The following is an 18,572-nucleotide window of genomic DNA, read 5'->3' on the forward strand; positions in this document are numbered from 1 at the left end:
TCACCGTGCACGGGAGGCAGGACCATGGGCGACAAGGCGAACGCACACCCCGGAGCCGCCGGCAGGGCTACGGCGGCCGACCACCCCGCGTCCGTACGGAATGTGGTGCTGGTCGGCCACTCCGGATCGGGCAAGACGACATTGGTGGAGGCTCTCGCCCTCACCGCACAGGCGGTGAACCGGGCGGGACGCGTGGAGGACGGCACCACCGTCTCCGACTACGACGACATCGAACACCGGCAGCAACGCTCGGTACAGCTCTCCCTGGTGCCCGTCGAATGGGACGGCATCAAGATCAACCTTCTGGACACCCCCGGATACGCCGACTTCGTCGGGGAACTCAGGGCCGGTCTGCGAGCGGCGGACGCGGCCCTTTTCGTTGTCTCCGCCTCCGACGGCGTGGACGGCTCGACCCGCATGGTGTGGGAGGAGTGCGCGGCCGTCGGCATGCCGCGCGCCATCGTGGTCACCCACCTGGAGTCCGCCCGCGCGGACTACGAGGAGATGACCCGGATCTGCGCCGAGGCCTTCGGCGCCGACGACCCCGACGCCGTGCTCCCGCTCTACCTGCCCCTGCACGGCCCGCAGGCACCGGACGGGCACGCGCCCGTGACCGGACTGATCGGCCTGCTGACGCAGAAGCTGTTCGACTACTCCTCCGGCGAGCGCAAGGAGTCCGAACCGGGCGAGGACCAGCTGCCGCAGATCGAGGAGGCCCGCAACCGGCTCATCGAGGGGATCATCTCCGAGAGCGAGGACGAGACCCTCATGGACCGCTACCTCGGCGGCGAGAAGATCGACATCAAGACCCTGATCGAGGACCTGGAACGCGCCGTCGCACGCGGCGTCTTCTACCCCGTCATCGCCGCCGCCCCCGCGGCCGAGGGCGCCCGCCAGGGCCTCGGCACCGTCGAACTCCTGGAGCTCATCACCGGCGGCTTCCCGACCCCCCTGGAGCGCGAGGCGCCCCGCGTCACCACGATCGACGGCAAACCCCGCGAACTGAAGGCCTGCGACCCCGACGGCCCCCTGGTCGCCGAGGTCGTGAAAACCGCCTCCGACCCCTACGTCGGCCGGATCTCGCTGGTACGCGTCTTCTCCGGCACCCTGCGCCCCGACGAGACCGTCCACGTCTCCGGACACGGCCTCGCCGACCGCGGCCACGAGGACCACGACGTCGACGAACGCATCGGCGCGCTGTCCAGGCCCTTCGGCAAGCAGCAGCGCACCCTGAGCCACTGCATCGCCGGGGACATGGCCTGCGTGGCCAAGCTCGGCCGCGCCGAGACCGGCGACACGCTCTCCGCCAAGGACAACCCACTGCTGATGGAACCGTGGGAGATGCCCGACCCGCTGCTGCCGCTGGCCATCCAGGCGCACAGCAAGGCCGACGAGGACAAGCTCTCCCAGGGCCTGTCCCGGCTGGTCGCCGAGGACCCCACCATGCGCCTGGAACAGAACCAGGACACCCACCAGGTCGTCCTGTGGTGCCTGGGCGAGGCCCACGCCGACGTCGCCCTGGAACGGCTGCGCAGCCGCTACGGCGTCCAGGTCGACGTCGTACCGCACCGGGTCGCCCTGCGCGAGACCTTCGCCGACAAGTCCGCCGGGCGCGGACGCCATGTGAAGCAGTCCGGCGGGCACGGGCAGTACGCCATCTGCGAGATCGAGGTCGAGCCGCTGCCCGGAGGCTCGGGCATCGAGTTCGTGGACAAGGTGGTCGGCGGCGCGGTGCCCCGCCAGTTCATCCCCTCGGTGGAGAAGGGCGTACGCGCCCAGGCGGCCAAGGGAGTCGCCGCCGGACACCCGCTCATCGACGTCCGGGTCACCCTCCTCGACGGCAAGGCACACTCGGTGGACTCCTCCGACGCCGCCTTCCAGACCGCGGGCGCCCTGGCCCTGCGGGAGGCCGCCGCCGACGCCAGGATCCACCTGCTGGAGCCGGTGGCCGAGGTGACCGTACTGGTCGGCGACGAGTACGTGGGCGCCGTCATGAGCGACCTGTCCGGACGCCGGGGCCGCGTGCTCGGCACCGAACAGACCCCCGGCGGACGCACGTTGATCCGCGCCGAGGTACCGGAGATCGAGATCGGCCGGTACGCGGTCGACCTGCGCTCCCTGTCGCACGGCACCGCACGGTTCAGCCGCACCTACGCGCGGCACGAGCCGATGCCGCAGCAGGTCGCCGACCGGATCCGTGAAGAGACGCGGGATTCCGCGTAGTTGGCGCCGGGCACACCCTGGGTGGGGCCGAACGCGCCCCACCCGAAAGGCCTTTGTGGAACGCTCCCCTCCGCGTCGGCGGGCGGCTTCGGCCGTCCGCCGACGAACGTCGGTGGCTGCGGATACGCTGATGACCTGATCAACAGGTGTGCCGGGCAAGGAAGTCGGGAAGGCCGCAGAACGACAGTGAGCGGCGAGGGGGGCGGGAATGACCGTTGACAGCGGTTACGGGGACATCTTCGGTCCCCAGGTGCCGCGCACCGGGGACGAAGGACACACCGCGACGTTCGCACTGGCGTCGGCGGCCTACCGGGACAGCGACGTCGAGAAGATCCTCGACGCCAACAGCGAATGGCACCAGTCGAAGGTCAACGAGGGCAAACTCAAACTCTTCAAACCGAACCTGGGCGAGGCGTTCTCCCGCGCGATCATCAACCGCATGATCGGCCCCGGCCGCGCCGCCCTCATCCAGTCCTTCGGCGCCGAACCCTCCGTCGTCGTCGAGCACTGCCTCGCGGCCAACAACATCCGCCGGGAACGCGACAACCGCCTGACCCTCGTCATGGTCCTGTGCGGCGTCATCTTCCTGCCCGGCCTGCTCGCCTGGCTGCTCGTCTTCCAACTGCGCAGCACCATGGCCAAGCGCGACGACAAACGCGCCGGCACCCTCGCCACCGCCCTCCTCGTCGCGGTCGGCGCCCTCGCCGTGATCTTCGTGATCCGCATGCCGTTCACCGGCTTCTGGGGCTGGTACGCGCGCGCCGCCGTCGTCATGCCCGTCGTCGGCTGGTACCTCGCCAAGCAGATCTGCGAACGCACCGCCAAGGACCTGCGCGCCCGCTGGGACAGCCTGCTGTCCGGCAGCAGCGTCGGCGCCAAGGTCCCCGAGGCCGTGCCGTCCAGCCCCAACGAGACCGCCGCCGAGCAGCTGCGCCAGTCCCTCGCCAAACTCAGCGCCGAACAGCAGTCCAACTCCGTCTTCTACGCCGGACCCAAGGGCATCCTCGGCATGGGCACCCGCTGGGGCGCCTGGCAGCTCGCCGAGGACCTCGTCCCGGCCGACCCGAGCCGCGAGATCCACCCCTTCCGCAGCTGGGACGTCATCAGGTCCATTCACGACCAGCTCAAGATGCTCACCCGCGGCCCGCTCAACACCGGAGGCTTCCCCACCCCGTCGATACGGCACTGGATCGTCACCCCGATCGGCGAGAACGCCGGCTCGGTCTCCCGGCCGGGCGGCACCGACGTGGAGGCCTACCAGGTCAAACCGCACGCCATACAGGAGATCTGCAACAAGCAGCAGTTCGGCGCCGGAGACCGCCACTACCTGGGCGTCCAGTGGACCCTGTGGGACGGCCAGCTCGTCATCACCATGCTGATCACCGTCACCGTGCTCCACGAGACCCTGCGCATCGAGGTCACCGGACACGCGCTCGGCCCGGTGCACTCCCTGTTCACCACCAAGTCCGAGGCCCCCACCAAGTCCGTCCAGAAGTCCCTCAAGCCCTGGGAGACCCGCACGATCAAGCTGCCGCTGGTCACCGCCGACGAAGTCGTCCGGCTCGCCGCCCGCGCGCCCATCAGCTGGTACCCGCCACTGCTCACCTGGCTCGGCGGCTCCCTCACCCTCCCCGAGCCCTTCGGACTCCGCCACGCCTGGGCCGACAAGCCCTGGCGGCACCGCTTCATGGCCGACGACGCCCTGCGCGCCGCCACCCCCGTCCTGCGCGTGGTGCACGCCGCCGCGATCAAGGTGCTGGAGGAGAACGGCGTGGACACCGAGAAGTTCGGCGCCCGCTCCGCCTTCCTCAGCGGAGCCGTCCAGGACCCGTCACCCAAGAAGGCCGACGTGTACGACGCCTGACCCCCGACAACACAACCGCGGCCGTACCCCCGGAAACCCCAGGAGTACGGCCGCGGCGTACGTCTCAGGCCGTCGGCCAGACCTCCGCCAGCATCTTACGGGTGTCCGCCAGCAACTGCGGCAGCACCCGCGTGTGCCCCACCACCGGCATGAAGTTCGTGTCGCCGCCCCACCGCGGCACGATGTGCTGGTGCAGATGGGCCGCGATACCCGCACCGGCCACCGTGCCCTGGTTCATCCCGATGTTGAACCCGTGCGCCCCCGACGCCGCGCGCAGCGCCGTCATCGCCTGCTTCGTCAGCGCCGCCAGTTCGACCGTCTCCGGCTCGGTCAGATCCGTGTAGTCGGCGACATGACGGTAGGGCACCACCATGAGGTGGCCACCGTTGTACGGGTACAGGTTCAGCACCGCGTACACCTGTTCGCCGCGCTTGACGACCAGCCCGTCCTCGTCGGACTTGGCCGGGATCGAGCAGAAGGGACAGCCGTCGTCGGCTCCGGGACCGGTCGGCTTGTTCTCACCCTGGATGTACGCCATCCGATGGGGCGTCCACAGGCGCTGGAACGCGTCCTGGATCCCCACTCCCCACTGCTGCTCCGGCTCACTCGTCATGCGTGCAGCATATGGCGTCGTCCCTCCACGGGGTGCCGCCGGGGCGCGGCTCGGGCCGCCCCGGGACAAGCTGGGCAAGTGGAGGACGACAGCCGCAAGGCCCGCTGGGAACGCCAGTCCGAGGTACCCCTCGCCCTGGCCTCCGCCGCCTACCTCTGTGCCTACGCGGTCCGCGTCCTCGTCCACGGCCTGAGCGACGGGTGGCGCGCGTTCTGCCTCGTCCTGACCCTCATGGCCTGGTCGGTGTTCGCCGCCGACTACGCGGTCCGCTGGCGACTGAGCGGCAAAAGGCTCCTGCGCTTCGTCCGCACCCACCTGCTCGACACCGTCGTCCTGCTGCTCCCGCTCCTGCGGCCGTTGCGCGTCGTCAACATCTACGAGACCAGACGGCGCCACCACGGGGAGCCCCGGCTCCCCATCTACGGACGGGTCATCGTCTACGCCGGTCTCTCCACCACCCTGCTCGGCTTCACCGGCGCCCTCGCCGTCTACTCCTTCGAGTACGACGCCCCCGGTGCGACCATGCGGACATTCGGCGACGCCGTGTGGTGGACCTGCGCCACGCTCGCCACCGTCGGATACGGCGACATCACGCCCGTCACGGCGATGGGCCGCACCATCGCGGTCGGCGTCATGGCCTGCGGCCTGGCCCTCCTCGGCGCGGTGACCGGCTCCTTCTCGTCCTGGCTGATCCAGGTCTTCTCCCGCGAGGACGACGAGAGGCCCCCGGGGAGGTGAACTCCCCGGGGGCCTCTCACAGCCGGGTCAGACCTGCGTCCGCTCCTCGACGACCTGCGCGATCTTCGCGATGGCCTCGTCGAAGGGGATGCCGTTCTCCTGCGAGCCGTCGCGGTAGCGGAAGGAGACGGCGTTGTTCGCCATGTCCTCGTCGCCCGCGATGATCATGAACGGGACCTTCTGCTTCTGGGCGTTCCGGATCTTCTTCTGCATGCGGTCGGAGGACGAGTCCACCTCGATGCGCAGACCCTTCTTCCGGCCCGCGGCGGCGAACTTCTGCAGGTAGTCCACGTGTGCGTCACCGATCGGGATGCCGATCGCCTGCACCGGCGCCAGCCACGCCGGGAAGGCGCCCGCGTAGTGCTCCAGCAGGACGGCGAAGAACCGCTCGATGGAGCCGAACAGCGCGCGGTGGATCATGACCGGACGCTGCTTGGAGCCGTCCGCGGCCGTGTACTCCAGGTCGAAGCGCTCCGGCAGGTTGAAGTCGAGCTGGATGGTCGACATCTGCCAGGTGCGGCCGATGGCGTCACGGGCCTGCACGGAGATCTTCGGACCGTAGAAGGCCGCGCCGCCCGGGTCCGGGACCAGGGGCAGGCCCTGCTTCTCGGCGACCTGACGCAGGGTTTCGGTCGCCTCCTCCCAGACCTCGTCGGAGCCGACGAACTTCTCCGGGTCCTTGGTGGACAGCTCCAGGTAGAAGTCCTCCAGGCCGTAGTCCCGCAGCAGCCCCAGCACGAAGGTGAGCGTCTTGTCGAGCTCGTCCGACATCTGCTCACGGGTGCAGTAGATGTGCGCGTCGTCCTGCGTGAAGCCCCGCGCACGGGTCAGGCCGTGCACCACGCCCGACTTCTCGTACCGGTACACCGTCCCGAACTCGAACAGGCGCAGCGGAAGCTCACGGTAGGACCGCCCGCGCGCGTCGAAGATCAGGTTGTGCATCGGGCAGTTCATGGGCTTGAGGTAGTAGTCCACGCCCTCGTCGAGCTGCATGGGCGGGTACATGCCCTCGGCGTACCAGTCGAGGTGCCCGGAGGTCTCGAACAGCTTCCCCTTGGTCGCGTGCGGGGTGTAGACGAACTCGTAGCCCTCCTCCTCGTGGCGGTGGCGCGAGTAGTCCTCCATCACGCGGCGGACGATGCCGCCCTTGGGGTGGAAGACCGCGAGGCCGGAGCCGATCTGCTCCGGGATGGAGAACAGGTCCAGCTCGTTGCCCAGCTTGCGGTGGTCGCGCTTCTCGGCCTCGGCGAGGAAGTCCAGGTACGCCTTCAGCTCGTCCTTGGACGGCCAGGCGGTGCCGTAGATGCGCTGGAGCATCGGGTTCTTCTCGCTGCCGCGCCAGTACGCGGCGGCGTTGCGCATCAGCTTGAACGCCGGGATGAGGCGGGTCGAGGGCAGGTGGGGACCGCGGCAGAGGTCCTTCCAGCACAGCTCGCCGGTCTTGGCGTCCAGGTTGTCGTAGATGGTCAGCTCACCGGCGCCGACCTCGACGTCCGCGCCGTCGTCGCTGGAGGCGGAGCCCTTGAGGCCGATCAGCTCCAGCTTGTACGGCTCGTCGGCCAGCTCCTCGCGGGCGGCCTCGTCGGTGACCACACGGCGGGCGAACTTCTGCCCGCGCTTCTGGATCTCCTGCATCTTCTTCTCGATGGCCTTGAGATCCTCGGGCGTGAACGGCTTCTCGACGTCGAAGTCGTAGTAGAAGCCGTCCTTGACCGGCGGGCCGATGCCCAGCTTGGCCTCGGGGAAGAGCTCCTGCACGGCCTGCGCCATGACGTGCGCGGTGGAGTGGCGCAGGATGTTCAGGCCGTCCTCGGAGGAGATCTCCACGCCCTCGACGGTCTCGCCGTCGGCCGGGGCGTAGGTGAGGTCCTTCAGCTCGCCGTCCACGCGGGCGGCGATGATCGAGCGCTCGCCGGCGAAGAGGTCGGCGGCCGTAGTGCCCGTCGTCACCACGCGCTCTTCCCGCTCGGAATCGCGTTGGATGATCACACGGACGTCTGACACCGGTCTCTCCTGACTGAAGGTGGGGTGCGGCGCCATTCCGACAGCGCACGCATTACGCGATCGTACCGACCCGCACCCACCGAGGGCGAAATCATTCCCCTCCGCAGGCCTCCTCGAAGAAGGCCATCGTCTCGGCGGTCTCCTGGATGGACTTCATCAGACGGTCCCGTTCGGCCTCGTCGACCTGGACGGGGGCGACGCCGGTGACCTCGGTGAGCCTGCGGAATCCGCCCCGGCTCTCCAGCCGTCCGTCCACCCGGACCGGCAGTCCGACCAGGTGGGCGTGGCCCGCGATGCGGTAGGACTCCTCGTCGAGGGTGAGCCGGACGTGCGGGATCTCGGCGCCGGCCAGCACGCGCAGGCGTACCGTGCCCTCCCCGCGCGGGCCGGAGCGGCGCATGCGGACCACGGCGCCGGTGATCCGGACCGGGACGGAGGGTTCCTCGCGCAGATAGCGGGCGCCCGCCTCGCGCAGGGCGGGGAGGTCGCCGGGTGAGAACTCGACGGCCTCGGCGGTGGCGGCGCAGCCCTCGGGGACTCCGGCGGCGGGTGCCCAGGCGACGGCGACGCGGGCGCCCTCGGTGCCGCGGACGAGGGCGATGAGGGCCTCGGTGAGTTCTCGGCTGACGCCTGCCGCGACGGCGCCGTCGAAGGCGTCCATGGCGCCGGTGGCGCGCCGGTAGTCGATGGCCTCGCGGGCGGCGTAGAGGGCCTGGTGGAGTCGGACGGCGAGGGGGCGGCCGGTGCGGACGGGCACGAAGGCGGTGAGCCGTCGGCCGGCGACCGGGGTGCCGACCTGGACGGTGTCCAGCAGGGCGGTGGCGGGGCGGCTGTGGCGGGCGCCGTAGTAGCCGGCGCGGGCGCGGGTGGCGAGTGCGGCGGCGAGGAGGGTCTGGCGGGCGGCGGAGCGCAGGTGCTCGTCGGCGGTCCAGCCGGTGGTTCCGGCGGGGCCGGTGGGTACGTCGCGCCACCAGCGGATCTCGTCGCTGGGAACGGCCAGGCAGATCAGGACCTCCCGGGCGGAGGGGGTGCCGCTGCGGGCGAGGGCGAGGAGGGCCTCGCCGAGCAGGTCGTCGCTGTCGGGGAAGGCGCGGCTCTCGGGTACGAGGAGGCTGGTTCCGCCGCCGCCGGGGCCGGGCGGGGTCCAGCGGCCGTAGCGTCCGGTGGCGCCGCCGCGGCGCTGCCAGCCGTGCCGGTGGAGCAGGGCGCTGAGGACGGCGGGGTCGACCTGGTCGGGCTCGGGGGGCCGGTGCCAGCCGCCGGTGTCGGCGGGGTGCGGGCGGACTGGGCGCAGTGGCTCGCCGACGGGGCGGTGCGTCATGGTCTGCCTCCGGTCCCGACCCGCGTCATGATCTCGCACAGCGCGCGGTCGTCGAAGATGCGTGAGGTGGGGATGCGCACGGTGGTCCGGGTGCGGCCGGTGATGGGGTGTCCGGCGAGATTGACCCAGTAGCAGCAGTGCCTGAGGTCGAGCCGGTCGTGGCTGGCGCGCAGCCAGTCGTCCTGGGAGCGCGGGACGAGCATCACGACGAGGATCTTGTGCACGGAGACCGGGGTGCGGGCGAGTTTGCGCAGGTGGTCGTTGTCGAGGGTGAAGGAGAAGGTCCGGCCCGGTGGGTTGGGCGGGACCTGGTAGGTGGCCTTGAGCTGCACCTTGATGGTGACTTCGTCGTCGACGGTGTGTCCGGGCGCGCTGTGGCTGACGTGCCAGTCGATGCCGTTGTCGGGGAAGGGCTGGGACAGTGAGCAGCCCGCGGCGGCCGCGACGGCATGCAGGTATCCGACTTGCAGCGTCTCCATGCAGGCGGTGGTGGCGAGCGTGCCGCGGTGGGGGCTCGCACGTTCGGGCAGCAGCCCGCCCCGCTCGGGCTGCGCTATCGCCATGGCCAACAGCCTTCCCAGCCGAGTGAATCCCCGTGACGGGTCGCTGAACTGCAGGGACCCGTATTCCTGTTGTGTCCTTCCGGCGTACGGCGCAAACAGCCCGGGTATCACCAAACAGGCAGAAGACGGGGCGTCAGCTGCCTTGGGTGAGCGAGGGGTTGGGCGGATATGGCGTGCTGGTATGAGGGCCCGCTGGCGGCATTCGACACGGAGACGACGGGTGTCGACGTCGAGAACGACCGGATCGTCTCGGCGGCCGTGGTGATTCAGGACGCTCCGGGCACCCGGCCGAGGGTGACCCGGTGGCTGGTGAACCCGGGCGTGCCGGTGCCGGAGGCGGCGACGGCGGTGCACGGACTGACGGATGAGCATCTGCAGCGCAATGGCCGCTGGCCTGCGCCGGTGATGCACGAGATAGCCGAGGTGCTGTCCGAACAGGCGGTGGCGGGGCGCCCGCTGGTGGTGATGAACGCGCCGTTCGACCTGACGCTGTTCGACCGTGAGCTGCGTCGTCATCGGGCGTCGTCGCTGGACCGCTGGTTCGAGTCAACGCCGTTGCTGGTGCTGGACCCGCGGGTGCTGGACAAGCATCTGGACCGCTACCGCAAGGGCCGTCGCACGTTGACGGACCTGTGCGAGCACTACGGCGTCACGCTGGAGGGCGCGCACGACGCGGGCGCGGACGCGCTGGCGGCGCTGGAGGTCGTACGGGCGGTGGGGCGGCGGTTCGCGGCGCGGCTGGAGCGGCTGTCCCCGGCCGAGCTGCACACGTTGCAGGCGGTCTGGCACGCGGCGCAGGCGCGGGGTCTGCAGGCGTGGTTCGCGCGCAGCGGTACGGAGGAGGCGGTGGACCCGGCGTGGCCGCTGCGGCCGGATCTTCCGGCGGGGCCGGAGGTCGCGGCGTAGGGCGCGGACAGCAAAAAGGCCGGTCCGCGTGGTGCGGACCGGCCTTTCCCGGTGGGCGATACTGGGTTCGAACCAGTGACCTCTTCGGTGTGAACGAAGCGCTCTCCCACTGAGCTAATCGCCCGGGAACGCACTGAACAATACAGGTCTTCGCGGCGTTCCTTCAAACCGCTTCGAGGTGTGCGCGCAGTCCGCGTCGTCCGGCGCGCATCATCAGCCAGTGGTTGGCGCGGAAGAGGGGGCGTCCGGGGACGGCGAGGCGGCGCATGAGGGGGTTGCGGACGTCGACGACCTGGTCGTAGCGGGCGAGGGTGCCGGCTCCGGCCGGGGCGAGGGTCCAGCGGGCCCAGCCCTCCAGGTCACCGGTCATGGCGATCTCCAGGATCCCGGCGTCCGGGTCGCGCCGCACCTCGCGTGCGGTGAAGACCAGGTCGTACGGGAGGGCGGAGCGGATGCGGATGCGTCCGCTGGTGTCGTCGAGGCGGTCGACCTCGCGCACCTGGGGCCACCAGCGGGGGTAGTCCTCGGCGCGTTCCAGTGCGGCGTAGACGGCGGCGGGCGGTGCGGGCAGGGCCCACAGGCTGCGGAAGCGGTAATGGGACCAGTCCATGATCCGAGTGTGGCAGTGGATCTGAGTACGTACTGAGTACGCGCACTCATGTCGTGCGCCGTGACCCGGACCACACTGCATGGCATGACGCACATCCCCTCTCCTGCCGAGGAGTTGCGGCTCATCGACACGGAGCTGCGGCAACTCGACGCCCGGCGGTCGCAGTTGCTCGCCCGCCGTGGGTGGCTGCTCGCCACAATGGATGCCGCCCGCTCGAAGGCGCAGGCGCCGGTACCGCCGCCGTCCGGCCCCGAGGCCACGCCGCCCCGGGTGCAGAACGTGCTGCTGATCCTGGGCGGCACCCTGCTGACCGTCGCCGCGCTGGCGTTCACCCTGGTCGGCTGGGGCCACCTGGGCATTGTCGGCCGGTCCGCGGTGCTGGGCCTGATCACGGTGGCCGCGCTGGCGGTGCCGCTGGTGCTGACGGCGCGCGGGCTGCGCTCGACGGCGGAGGCGGTGGCGGGGATCGGTCTGGTGCTGACGGTGCTGGACGCGTACGCGCTGCACGAGGTGGCGCTGAGCGGCGTGGACGGTCTCGGCTTCTCGGCAGCCGGGGCGGCGGTGCTGGCGGTCGTGTGGACGGCGTACGGGTTGCTGCCGGGCACTGCCGAGTTGCGGCTGCCGCTGCCGTCCGCGCTGGCCGCGGCGCAACTTCCGCTTCCGTTGTGGGCGTTGGCGGCCGATGCGGACGCGTTCGGGTTCGCCGCCGCGCTGCTGGCCACGGCCGGGTTCACCACGGCTGTGGCGCTTCGGGCCGCCCGTCGCCCTGTGCTGCTGACCGCTGTGGTCGGTGCGTGCGGCATGGGTGCCGGGGGCGTGCTGACGGCCGGTGCGCTGTCCGTGGCGGCCACCGGTCCGAGCGCCGCCGCCCGTGCGGCGGCGCTCCTTGTCCTGGCCTCGGCGATCGCGCTGGCGGCGGCCCGGCGTGCCTCGGCCGTGACGGTTCCCGTCGCGGGTCTACTGCTGGTGGCGGCGCTGGGCAGTGTGCCGCGGGTGCTGCTGCCGACGGTGTGGACGGTGCCGGTCTATCTGGTCTGCGGGCTGGCGCTGCTCGCGGTGTGGCGGGTGCCGGGTGTGCCGGAGGGCGTGCGCAAGGGCTTCGCGGTGGCCTCGGGTGTGGTGCAGGCGGTGGCCGTGGTGTGGGCGGCGCAGCTGCTCGCGGTCGTGCTGCCGGGTGCGCTGGCCCAGGTCGCCTCGCCGTGGTCGGGGGTGCCGTCGGACATGCGGGCCGCGGTGACGGGTGAGCTGCCGTGGGTGACGCACATGGAGACGGCGCCGCTGGTGCTGGCGGCGGTGGCCGCGGTGCTGGCCTTCGCCGGGCACCCCTGGGCGAGGCCGGCGGCGCTGGTCCTGGGCTGGGCGGCGGCGCTGATGGTTCCGCCGGTGCTGGAACTGCCGTACGTGGTGGGTCTGTTGACGGGGCTGGGGGTGACGGTCCTGGCGGTGCTGGGGGCGCTGGTCGTGCCCGGTACGGCTGAGGAGTCCGGGAGCGCTGCGGAGGAGCCGAGCTTCTTCAAGGGAACCGTTCCTGCGGTCCCGACTCCCCTCGTCCTCGCCGCCCTGGCCGCACTGACCTCCGTCCACGTCGCGCTCCTCGCCCTGGCCTCGCGGTCCGCCACGCTCGCCGTGCTCACGGCGCTGACGCTGCTGTTCGCGGCAGCGGCGTGGCGGGCGCCGCACCTCGCCGCACCCGCGGCCCTGGCCTACGCCACCGCGCTGACCTGCGCGATCGGCGCCGCGGCCGGCTGGGAACCGCAGTACACGGCGCTGTTGGTCCTCACGGTGCCGGTGGCCGCCGCCCTGCTCGCGGCGCGCCTGCCGCGGGCGGCGCTGCCGGTCGAGGTGACCGGCGCGGCGGCGGCCCTGCTCGCGATCGGCCTGACGGTGCTGGACCCGCCGATGCTCGCCCTGGTGCTCGCCCTGTGCGGGGTGATCACCGCGGGTACCGCGATCCGGCCGGACCGGCGTGCGGTGGGCTACGCGTCCGCGGTGCTCTTCGTCCTGGCCACCTGGGTGCGCCTGGCGGCCTGGGAGGTCGACATGCCGGAGGCGTACACGCTCCCGGTGTCGATTCCGGCGCTGCTGGTGGGCGCCCTGCGCAGGCGGCGCGTGCCGGAGACCTCGTCCTGGGTCGCGTACGGTCCCGGCCTGGCCACGACCCTGCTGCCGAGCCTGGTCGCGGCCTGGGCCGACCCGCACTGGACACGCCCCCTGCTGCTGGGCCTGGCGGCCCTGTCGATCACCCTGCTGGGCGGCGGGCACCAGCTCCAGGCGCCGCTGCTGCTGGGCGGTGCGGTGCTGGCGCTGGACGCGCTGCACGAACTGGCGCCGTACATCGTCCAGGTGACCGACGCGCTCCCCCGCTGGGCGCTGCCCGCACTCGCCGGCCTGCTGCTGCTCGCGCTGGGGGCGACGTACGAGCAGCGGATCAGGGACGTCCGGCGAGTGCGGGACGCGCTGGGGAGGATGAGCTAGGGCATCCGGTCCCCGAGCAGGGCCAGGTTCTCAATGGCGGCGAGGCCGTACAGAGCGGTGTCGTTGGTGGACACCCAGGCGGCCTCGCTGCCGGGGACCAGGGTGAGCGGGCCGCTCAGTTTCTCGGTCCTCCAGGGCGCGGACTCCTTGTAGCCGTCGGAGTTGTAGAACTTCTCCCAGGCCCGCTTGGCCAGCTTCTCGTCCCCCGTCTTGACGGCCGCGTAGGCGTCGAGGCGGGAGTGGCCCTGGAAGAGGAGCAGGGTGCCGAAGTTGGAGCCGTAGCGGGCGGCCTGTTCGGTCTTGGAGGCGTTGAAGTAGCGGCAGTAGTCGAAGTAGGCCTCGTTGAAGGCGGGCATGTCGACGAGGTCGATGAGTTCGGCGCACAGTTCGTTGAGGCCGAAGACGGCGGAGAGGTGGGAGACACCGACCACGGGTTCGTCGGCGACGGCGAACCTGCCGGTGTCGAGGTCGTAGAGGCCGCTGCCCTGGACGAAGCCGTTGGGCTGGGCGGCGATGGTCTCCATGGTGGACAGTACGCGCGCCTTGGCCTTCTCCCACTTGGGGCCCTTGCGTTCCCACTCGGTGAGCCAGGCGGAGACCAGGCCGGACCAGTCGGTGCCGAAGCCGATGGACAGGGCGTGCCGGTCGGGGGTGTAGGGCTCGGTGCGGATCTTGCGGATGGGGTCGAGGACGAGGAAGGTCTCGTCGGAGTCGACGTTGGCGTGCATGAGGTCGCCGACCCGTTCGTCGGCGGTGAGGAAGTAGTAGTAGCGGCGGTAGGTGGTGTTGGCGATGCGCTGCTGTTTGGCGCTGTCGGCGTAGTGCTGGACGCCGTGCCGGGTGCCGAGGCCGGCCCACTTGCCGAGGTGGTAGACGTCGACCTCGCCGGTGTGCCGGGTCATGGCCTCGGCGAAGCGGAAGATGTCGGCGCGGCCGGAGCGCAGGTAGGCGTACCAGAGCCAGAGGTCGGGCGAGAGTTCGGAGTTGTCCCAGGCGTAGCCGCCTACGTCGTAGCGCCACTGGTGCCGGACGGTGTCGTAGGTGTGCATGATGTCGCCGTAGTCCCAGAAGCCGTACCAACGGCGCATCTCCACCTGGTCCTTGTAGTAGGTGAAGAGGAAGTCGAGGTGGTCCTCGATCTTGGCCTTGGCGGGGGTGGAGCGGTCGGGCTCGGAGTAGAGGCCGGGGCCGAAGACGCCGGCCTTGATGAGCTGCTGGGGCGGGGCGGCGAGCTGCGGCAGGACCCGTACGGCCTCGATCTGCTGGGCAAGTCGGTCGGCCGAGGGGGTGGACTCGTTGGCCCAGAAGAGCAGTTCGGAGGTGCGGGCGATGCCGTAGGGGGTGCCGAATCCGGGTTCGTAGTCCTCGTAGGTGATATTGAGGCCTTCGAGCTGTTCGGGGAAGGTGTCCTGGCCCATGCCGTCGTGGTAGAAGCGCAGGTCCATGGGCTGTGCCTCGGGCGACCAGAGCCAGAGGGTGACCTCGGCGGCGTCGGTGTGGGCGTCGCGGATGTCGAGCTGGGCGGGGTACTTCTCCCAGAAGTCGCGCAGGCCGAAGGAGAGTCCGCCGCTGACGCCGCCGACGTAGCCGAAACCGTTGGCGCGGCGGCCGCCGCCCGCGCCGATCCAGCCATGGCCCTTCTTGGTGCGCTTGCGCAGGGTGAAGCCGTCGGCGGAGAGCTGGGAGAGGGTGTAGTCGCCCCATTCGGGGATGTACTGCAGGCGGGTGGTGACGCGCTGGTCCCAGGTGGCCGGGTCGGGGAGCTTCTCGCCCGCGAACTGGGCTTCCTGCACGGCGATTCCGGGGTCGCGGCGCAGTCCGGTGATGCCCTTGACGGCCTCGCGGAGCATGCCGGTGCCCTCGCCGCCGATGCGGATGTGCCGGTCGTAGGACTCGTCGCGCATGGGAACGGTGAAGCGGACGCCGAGGCCGCGGATGAAGTCGCCGCTCGCCTTGCCGGGTTCCTGGGTGCCGTCGTAGGTGATGGTGTGCACCATGCGGAAGGAGTCGGCGCCGGCGTAGAAGTAGAGGCGGATGGAGAAGGGGAGCCAACTGCGGTTGCCCTTGCGGTGCTTGCCGTCGATGCGGACGACGGCGCGCACCGGGCCCTCCTGCTCGACCTCGACCTTGGAGATGGCTCCGTCGAATCGTTCGGTCTTGACCTGGCCCTGGTCCTCGTCCTCGATCTCGGGCTGGCGGATCAGGACGAGCCGCCCGTTCCTGGCGATCTCGGTGCCGCCGCGGGTGACGGACTTGACGAGGGTGGCCCCGTTCTTGCCGATCCGGGCGGTGATGACGCCGGTGGATACGTCGATGGTGCCGCCGCGTTTGTCGACGGTGACCTTCTTGGCGGGGGCGGCTGCCTCGCCCGGGGCGAGGGTGAGTTTGCCCGTGCCGCCCGAACCCACCGCGTGCGCGGTCCACTTGAGGGAGCCGTCCGGCCAGTAGGCGATCGGCCAGGTCTGGACGGGCACGGACTTTCCGTCCGCGTCCGTGAGCGCGAACGTCTGGTCCTCCTGGAAGGCGCCCTTGGGCCAGGGCACGCCGAGGGTGGAGCCAGGCGCGGCGCCGAGGCCGCCGTCCTCCAGCCAGTCCAGGGTCACCGGGTCGCGGTCACCCGCGGCGGCTCTCGGCGCGGCCTGCGCGTCCTTGGCGCCCAGGGCCCAACTGAACTGCGCGGCGACTCCGGCGACGGCGGCCGCCTTGAGCAGGGACCTGCGGGGGATGGGGGACATGACCATTCCTTCCGTGCGGTGACATGGACAGGGGCATGACAGATGAAGGCGCGGCGCCCGGGGCGCCGGCCCGGTGCGGGGCACCGCCGCGGTCAGCGGTGCCGGTACCGCTCCTCCACGGCGACGGCCGCCGCCGCGACGGCTCCCAGCACGGGAACCGCCAGCGGCGCGACGAAGGAGGCGGACAGGGCCACGACGGCCAGCCCGGCGACGATCAGGAAGGACCCGGCGGGATCGCGCAGGGTCCGGCGTACGGCGGCGGCGAGCAGCGCCCGCCAGGAGGCCCCGGGCGCCCACACGGCCGCGGCCCGCAGCAGGGCCACGGCGAGCGCGATGAGCGCGCACAGTCCGACGGCCCCGGCGAAGGGCCCGCCGGGCAGCCCGGACCGGGCGGCCTGGACGTCCACCCAGACGGCGAGCGCCGTGGCCCACCCCGCGAGCCCGACCACCCATCCGCCGCCGCGCAGCGCCGCCCGGAAGTCGGCCGTGAACTCCCGCCGGCCGCCGCCCTCGTGAGCGGTACGACGGCGCAGGTGCCGGGCCCCGGCCGCGAAGGCGGCCGGGTAGGTGACGACCCCGAGCGAGGCCAGGGCGATCCACACCCCGGTGAGCAGGCACTCGGCGAAGACCTCGAACCGCTCGCCGAACAGGGACTCCTTGCGGGCCTTGGTGCGGGCCTCGGCCATGGTCATCCCTTCAGTCCGGAGGTCGCCATGCCGTCGATGAGATAGCGCTGGAAGGCCATGAAGAAGGCGATGACCGGGACCAGCGCCACCAGCGACATCGCGATCATGCTGCCGTAGTTGGAGACGCCCTCCTGGTCGCGGAACATCATCAGGCCGAGCGAGACGGTGTACTTCTCGGGGGTGTTGAGGTAGATCAGCGGCCCCATGAAGTCGTTCCAGGCGTTGATGAAGGTGAAGATCGCGCTGGTGATGATCGCGGGCCGGCTCAGCGGCAGCACGATCGACCAGTAGGTGCGCAGGTGTCCGCAGCCGTCGAGCTTGGCGGCCTCGTCCAGCTCGCGCGGCAGCCCGCGCATGAACTGCACCATCAGGAAGACGAAGAACGCCTCCGTGGCCAGGAACTTGCCCGCGACCAGCGGCACCAGGGTGTCGGTGAGCTCCAGGTTCCGGAAGAGGACGTACTGCGGGATGAGCAGCACGTGGTACGGCAGCAGCAGGGTGCCGATCATCAGGGTGAACAGCAGGTTCCGCCCGGCGAATCCGATCTTGGCGAAGGCGTACGCGGTGAGCGAACTGGAGACGACGACGCCGACGACGGCCAGCACCGCGTACATCAGCGAGTTCCAGAAGAAGCTGCCGATGGAGATGCCGGAGATACCGTCGGCGAGTCCGGAGAAGTTGGACCAGACCGGCTCGGTGGGCAGCAGGTCGAGGCTGGCGATGATGTCCTTGCTGGGCTTGAAGGAGGCGCCGATCACCCAGACCACGGGGTACAGCACGACCGCGAGGACGGCGAGGGCGCCCGCGTGCCAGGCGAGGGAGCCCAGGCGCCTGCGTTCCTTGGCGGTGCGCACGGCAGGGGTGGTTGCGCTGGTCACTTGGCGGCCTCCTCGTAGTGCACCCACTTCTTCTGCGACCAGAACAGCACCGCCGTGACCAGGCCCACCGCGACCACCAGCGTCCAGGCCATCGCGGAGGCGAAGCCCATCTGGGCCTCCTTGAAGCCCTTCTGGTAGAGGTAGCAGGTGTAGACGAGGGTGGCGTCGGCCGGACCGCACCGGGTGTCGGAGACGACGTAGGCGGAGCCGAACACCTGGAACGCGTGGATGGACTCCAGCAGCACGTTGAAGAACAGCACCGGGGAAATCATCGGCAGGGTGATGTTCCAGAACCGCCGGAAGGGTCCGGCGCCGTCGACCTCGGCGGCCTCGTACAGCTCGCGCGGGACCTGCTTGAGCCCGGCGAGGAAGATCACCATCGGCGCGCCGAACTGCCAGATGCTCAGGGCGACCAGCGCGTAGAGGATGTAGTCCGGGTTGCCGATCCAGCCGCCCACGTCGATGCCGAAGACCTTCTGGCCACGGTCCACGATCGCGTCGTCGGAGAACAGCGCCCGCCAGACGAAGCCCACCGAGACGCTGGCGCCGATGAGCGAGGGCATGTAGAACGCGGCCCGGTACAGGCCCTGTCCGCGCCTGCTCTGCGCCAGCAGCAGCGCGACGCCGAGGGCGAGCAGCAGCTTCAGCGGTGTGGCCACGACGACGTACTTCAGGGTGACCTCGACCGACTTCTGCCAGCGCGGGTCCTGGAACATCGTGGTGAAGTTGTCCAGGCCCACCCACTTCGGCGGCGTGAACAGGTTGTAGCTGGTGAACGCGTAGTACAGCGACGCGATCATCGGCCCCGCCGTGAGCAGCAGGAACCCCGCGATCCACGGCGACATGAAGAGATAGCCGGCGAGGTTCTCGCGGCGCCGCCCGCGCCGCCCGGCGGCGGGAGCGGCGGGCCGCTTCCGGGCCGGGCGCGCGGGCGCTTCCTTGACGAGCGTCATGGT

14 protein-coding genes and 1 tRNA gene are annotated in these 18,572 nt (G+C 70.9%); 5 read left to right on the plus strand and 10 right to left on the minus strand.

Annotated elements, in window-relative coordinates; all coding sequences use genetic code 11:
• Positions 1-24 precede the first annotated feature (24 nt).
• Positions 25-2,223, plus strand: a complete 2,199-nt coding sequence (locus tag GA0115233_RS05750; RefSeq protein WP_093718983.1) for an elongation factor G-like protein EF-G2 — start codon at positions 25-27, stop codon at positions 2,221-2,223.
• Between the two features lie 208 nt (positions 2,224-2,431).
• Positions 2,432-4,087 carry a hypothetical protein gene (locus GA0115233_RS05755; protein WP_093718984.1) on the plus strand — a complete coding sequence of 552 codons (1,656 nt, stop codon included), beginning with the start codon at positions 2,432-2,434 and terminating at the stop codon, positions 4,085-4,087.
• Positions 4,088-4,151: 64 nt separating this feature from the next.
• On the opposite strand, the gene GA0115233_RS05760 is transcribed toward GA0115233_RS05755, so the two are convergent.
• Positions 4,152-4,700, minus strand: a complete 549-nt coding sequence (locus tag GA0115233_RS05760; protein ID WP_093718985.1) for an HIT family protein — start codon at positions 4,698-4,700, stop codon at positions 4,152-4,154.
• 78 nt (positions 4,701-4,778) lie between these two features.
• On the opposite strand from GA0115233_RS05760, the gene GA0115233_RS05765 reads away from it, so the two are divergent.
• Positions 4,779-5,438, plus strand: a complete 660-nt coding sequence (locus GA0115233_RS05765) for a potassium channel family protein (RefSeq protein ID WP_093718986.1) — start codon at positions 4,779-4,781, stop codon at positions 5,436-5,438.
• 27 nt (positions 5,439-5,465) lie between these two features.
• Here the strand turns inward: GA0115233_RS05765 and thrS are convergent, their stop codons facing one another.
• The 3 genes from thrS to GA0115233_RS05780 all read right to left on the minus strand — a co-directional run bounded on the left by thrS (position 5,466) and on the right by GA0115233_RS05780 (position 9,326).
• Positions 5,466-7,442: a threonine--tRNA ligase gene (thrS, locus tag GA0115233_RS05770; protein ID WP_093718987.1), complete on the minus strand. Its 1,977-nt coding sequence runs from the start codon at positions 7,440-7,442 to the stop codon at positions 5,466-5,468.
• A gap of 91 nt (positions 7,443-7,533) precedes the next feature.
• Complete coding sequence (locus GA0115233_RS05775; RefSeq protein WP_093718988.1) at positions 7,534-8,763, minus strand: hypothetical protein; 1,230 nt, start codon at positions 8,761-8,763, stop codon at positions 7,534-7,536.
• Positions 8,760-9,326 carry a DUF4365 domain-containing protein gene (locus GA0115233_RS05780; RefSeq protein ID WP_093718989.1) on the minus strand — a complete coding sequence of 189 codons (567 nt, stop codon included), beginning with the start codon at positions 9,324-9,326 and terminating at the stop codon, positions 8,760-8,762. Before GA0115233_RS05780 ends, GA0115233_RS05775 begins: the two co-directional genes overlap by 4 nt.
• Positions 9,327-9,494: 168 nt before the next feature.
• Here GA0115233_RS05780 and GA0115233_RS05785 point away from each other — a divergent pair, with 168 nt between their 5' ends.
• Complete coding sequence (locus GA0115233_RS05785; protein WP_093718990.1) at positions 9,495-10,232, plus strand: 3'-5' exonuclease; 738 nt, start codon at positions 9,495-9,497, stop codon at positions 10,230-10,232.
• A gap of 52 nt (positions 10,233-10,284) precedes the next feature.
• Here GA0115233_RS05785 and GA0115233_RS05790 read toward each other — a convergent pair.
• Positions 10,285-10,356 (minus strand) — tRNA-Val (locus GA0115233_RS05790).
• Positions 10,357-10,395: 39 nt separating this feature from the next.
• On the minus strand, positions 10,396-10,842 hold the full coding sequence (locus GA0115233_RS05795; protein ID WP_093718991.1) for an SRPBCC family protein: 447 nt from the start codon (positions 10,840-10,842) through the stop codon (positions 10,396-10,398).
• 84 nt (positions 10,843-10,926) lie between these two features.
• On the opposite strand from GA0115233_RS05795, the gene GA0115233_RS05800 reads away from it, so the two are divergent.
• On the plus strand, positions 10,927-13,317 hold the full coding sequence (locus tag GA0115233_RS05800) for an SCO7613 C-terminal domain-containing membrane protein (protein ID WP_093719010.1): 2,391 nt from the start codon (positions 10,927-10,929) through the stop codon (positions 13,315-13,317).
• On the opposite strand, the gene GA0115233_RS05805 is transcribed toward GA0115233_RS05800, so the two are convergent.
• The 4 genes from GA0115233_RS05805 to GA0115233_RS05820 form a co-directional block, all read right to left on the minus strand.
• Positions 13,314-16,052: an exo-rhamnogalacturonan lyase family protein gene (locus tag GA0115233_RS05805; protein ID WP_093719011.1), complete on the minus strand. Its 2,739-nt coding sequence runs from the start codon at positions 16,050-16,052 to the stop codon at positions 13,314-13,316. The genes GA0115233_RS05800 and GA0115233_RS05805 overlap by 4 nt on opposite strands.
• Positions 16,053-16,144: 92 nt before the next feature.
• The gene (locus tag GA0115233_RS05810; protein WP_093718992.1) at positions 16,145-16,738 is read right to left on the minus strand and encodes a hypothetical protein; all 594 of its coding nucleotides are present in this window, start codon (positions 16,736-16,738) and stop codon (positions 16,145-16,147) included.
• 2 nt (positions 16,739-16,740) lie between these two features.
• Entirely contained in the window at positions 16,741-17,616 is an 876-nt protein-coding gene (locus GA0115233_RS05815; RefSeq protein WP_093718993.1) for a carbohydrate ABC transporter permease, read from the minus strand.
• Positions 17,613-18,569, minus strand: coding sequence for a carbohydrate ABC transporter permease (locus GA0115233_RS05820; protein ID WP_093718994.1), 957 nt, complete (start codon positions 18,567-18,569; stop codon positions 17,613-17,615). The genes GA0115233_RS05815 and GA0115233_RS05820 overlap by 4 nt, the downstream gene beginning before the upstream one ends.
• Positions 18,570-18,572 lie beyond the last annotated feature (3 nt).

Source organism: Streptomyces sp. DI166, from assembly GCF_900091315.1.
Taxonomy (GTDB): Bacteria; Actinomycetota; Actinomycetes; order Streptomycetales; family Streptomycetaceae; genus Streptomyces; species Streptomyces fuscus.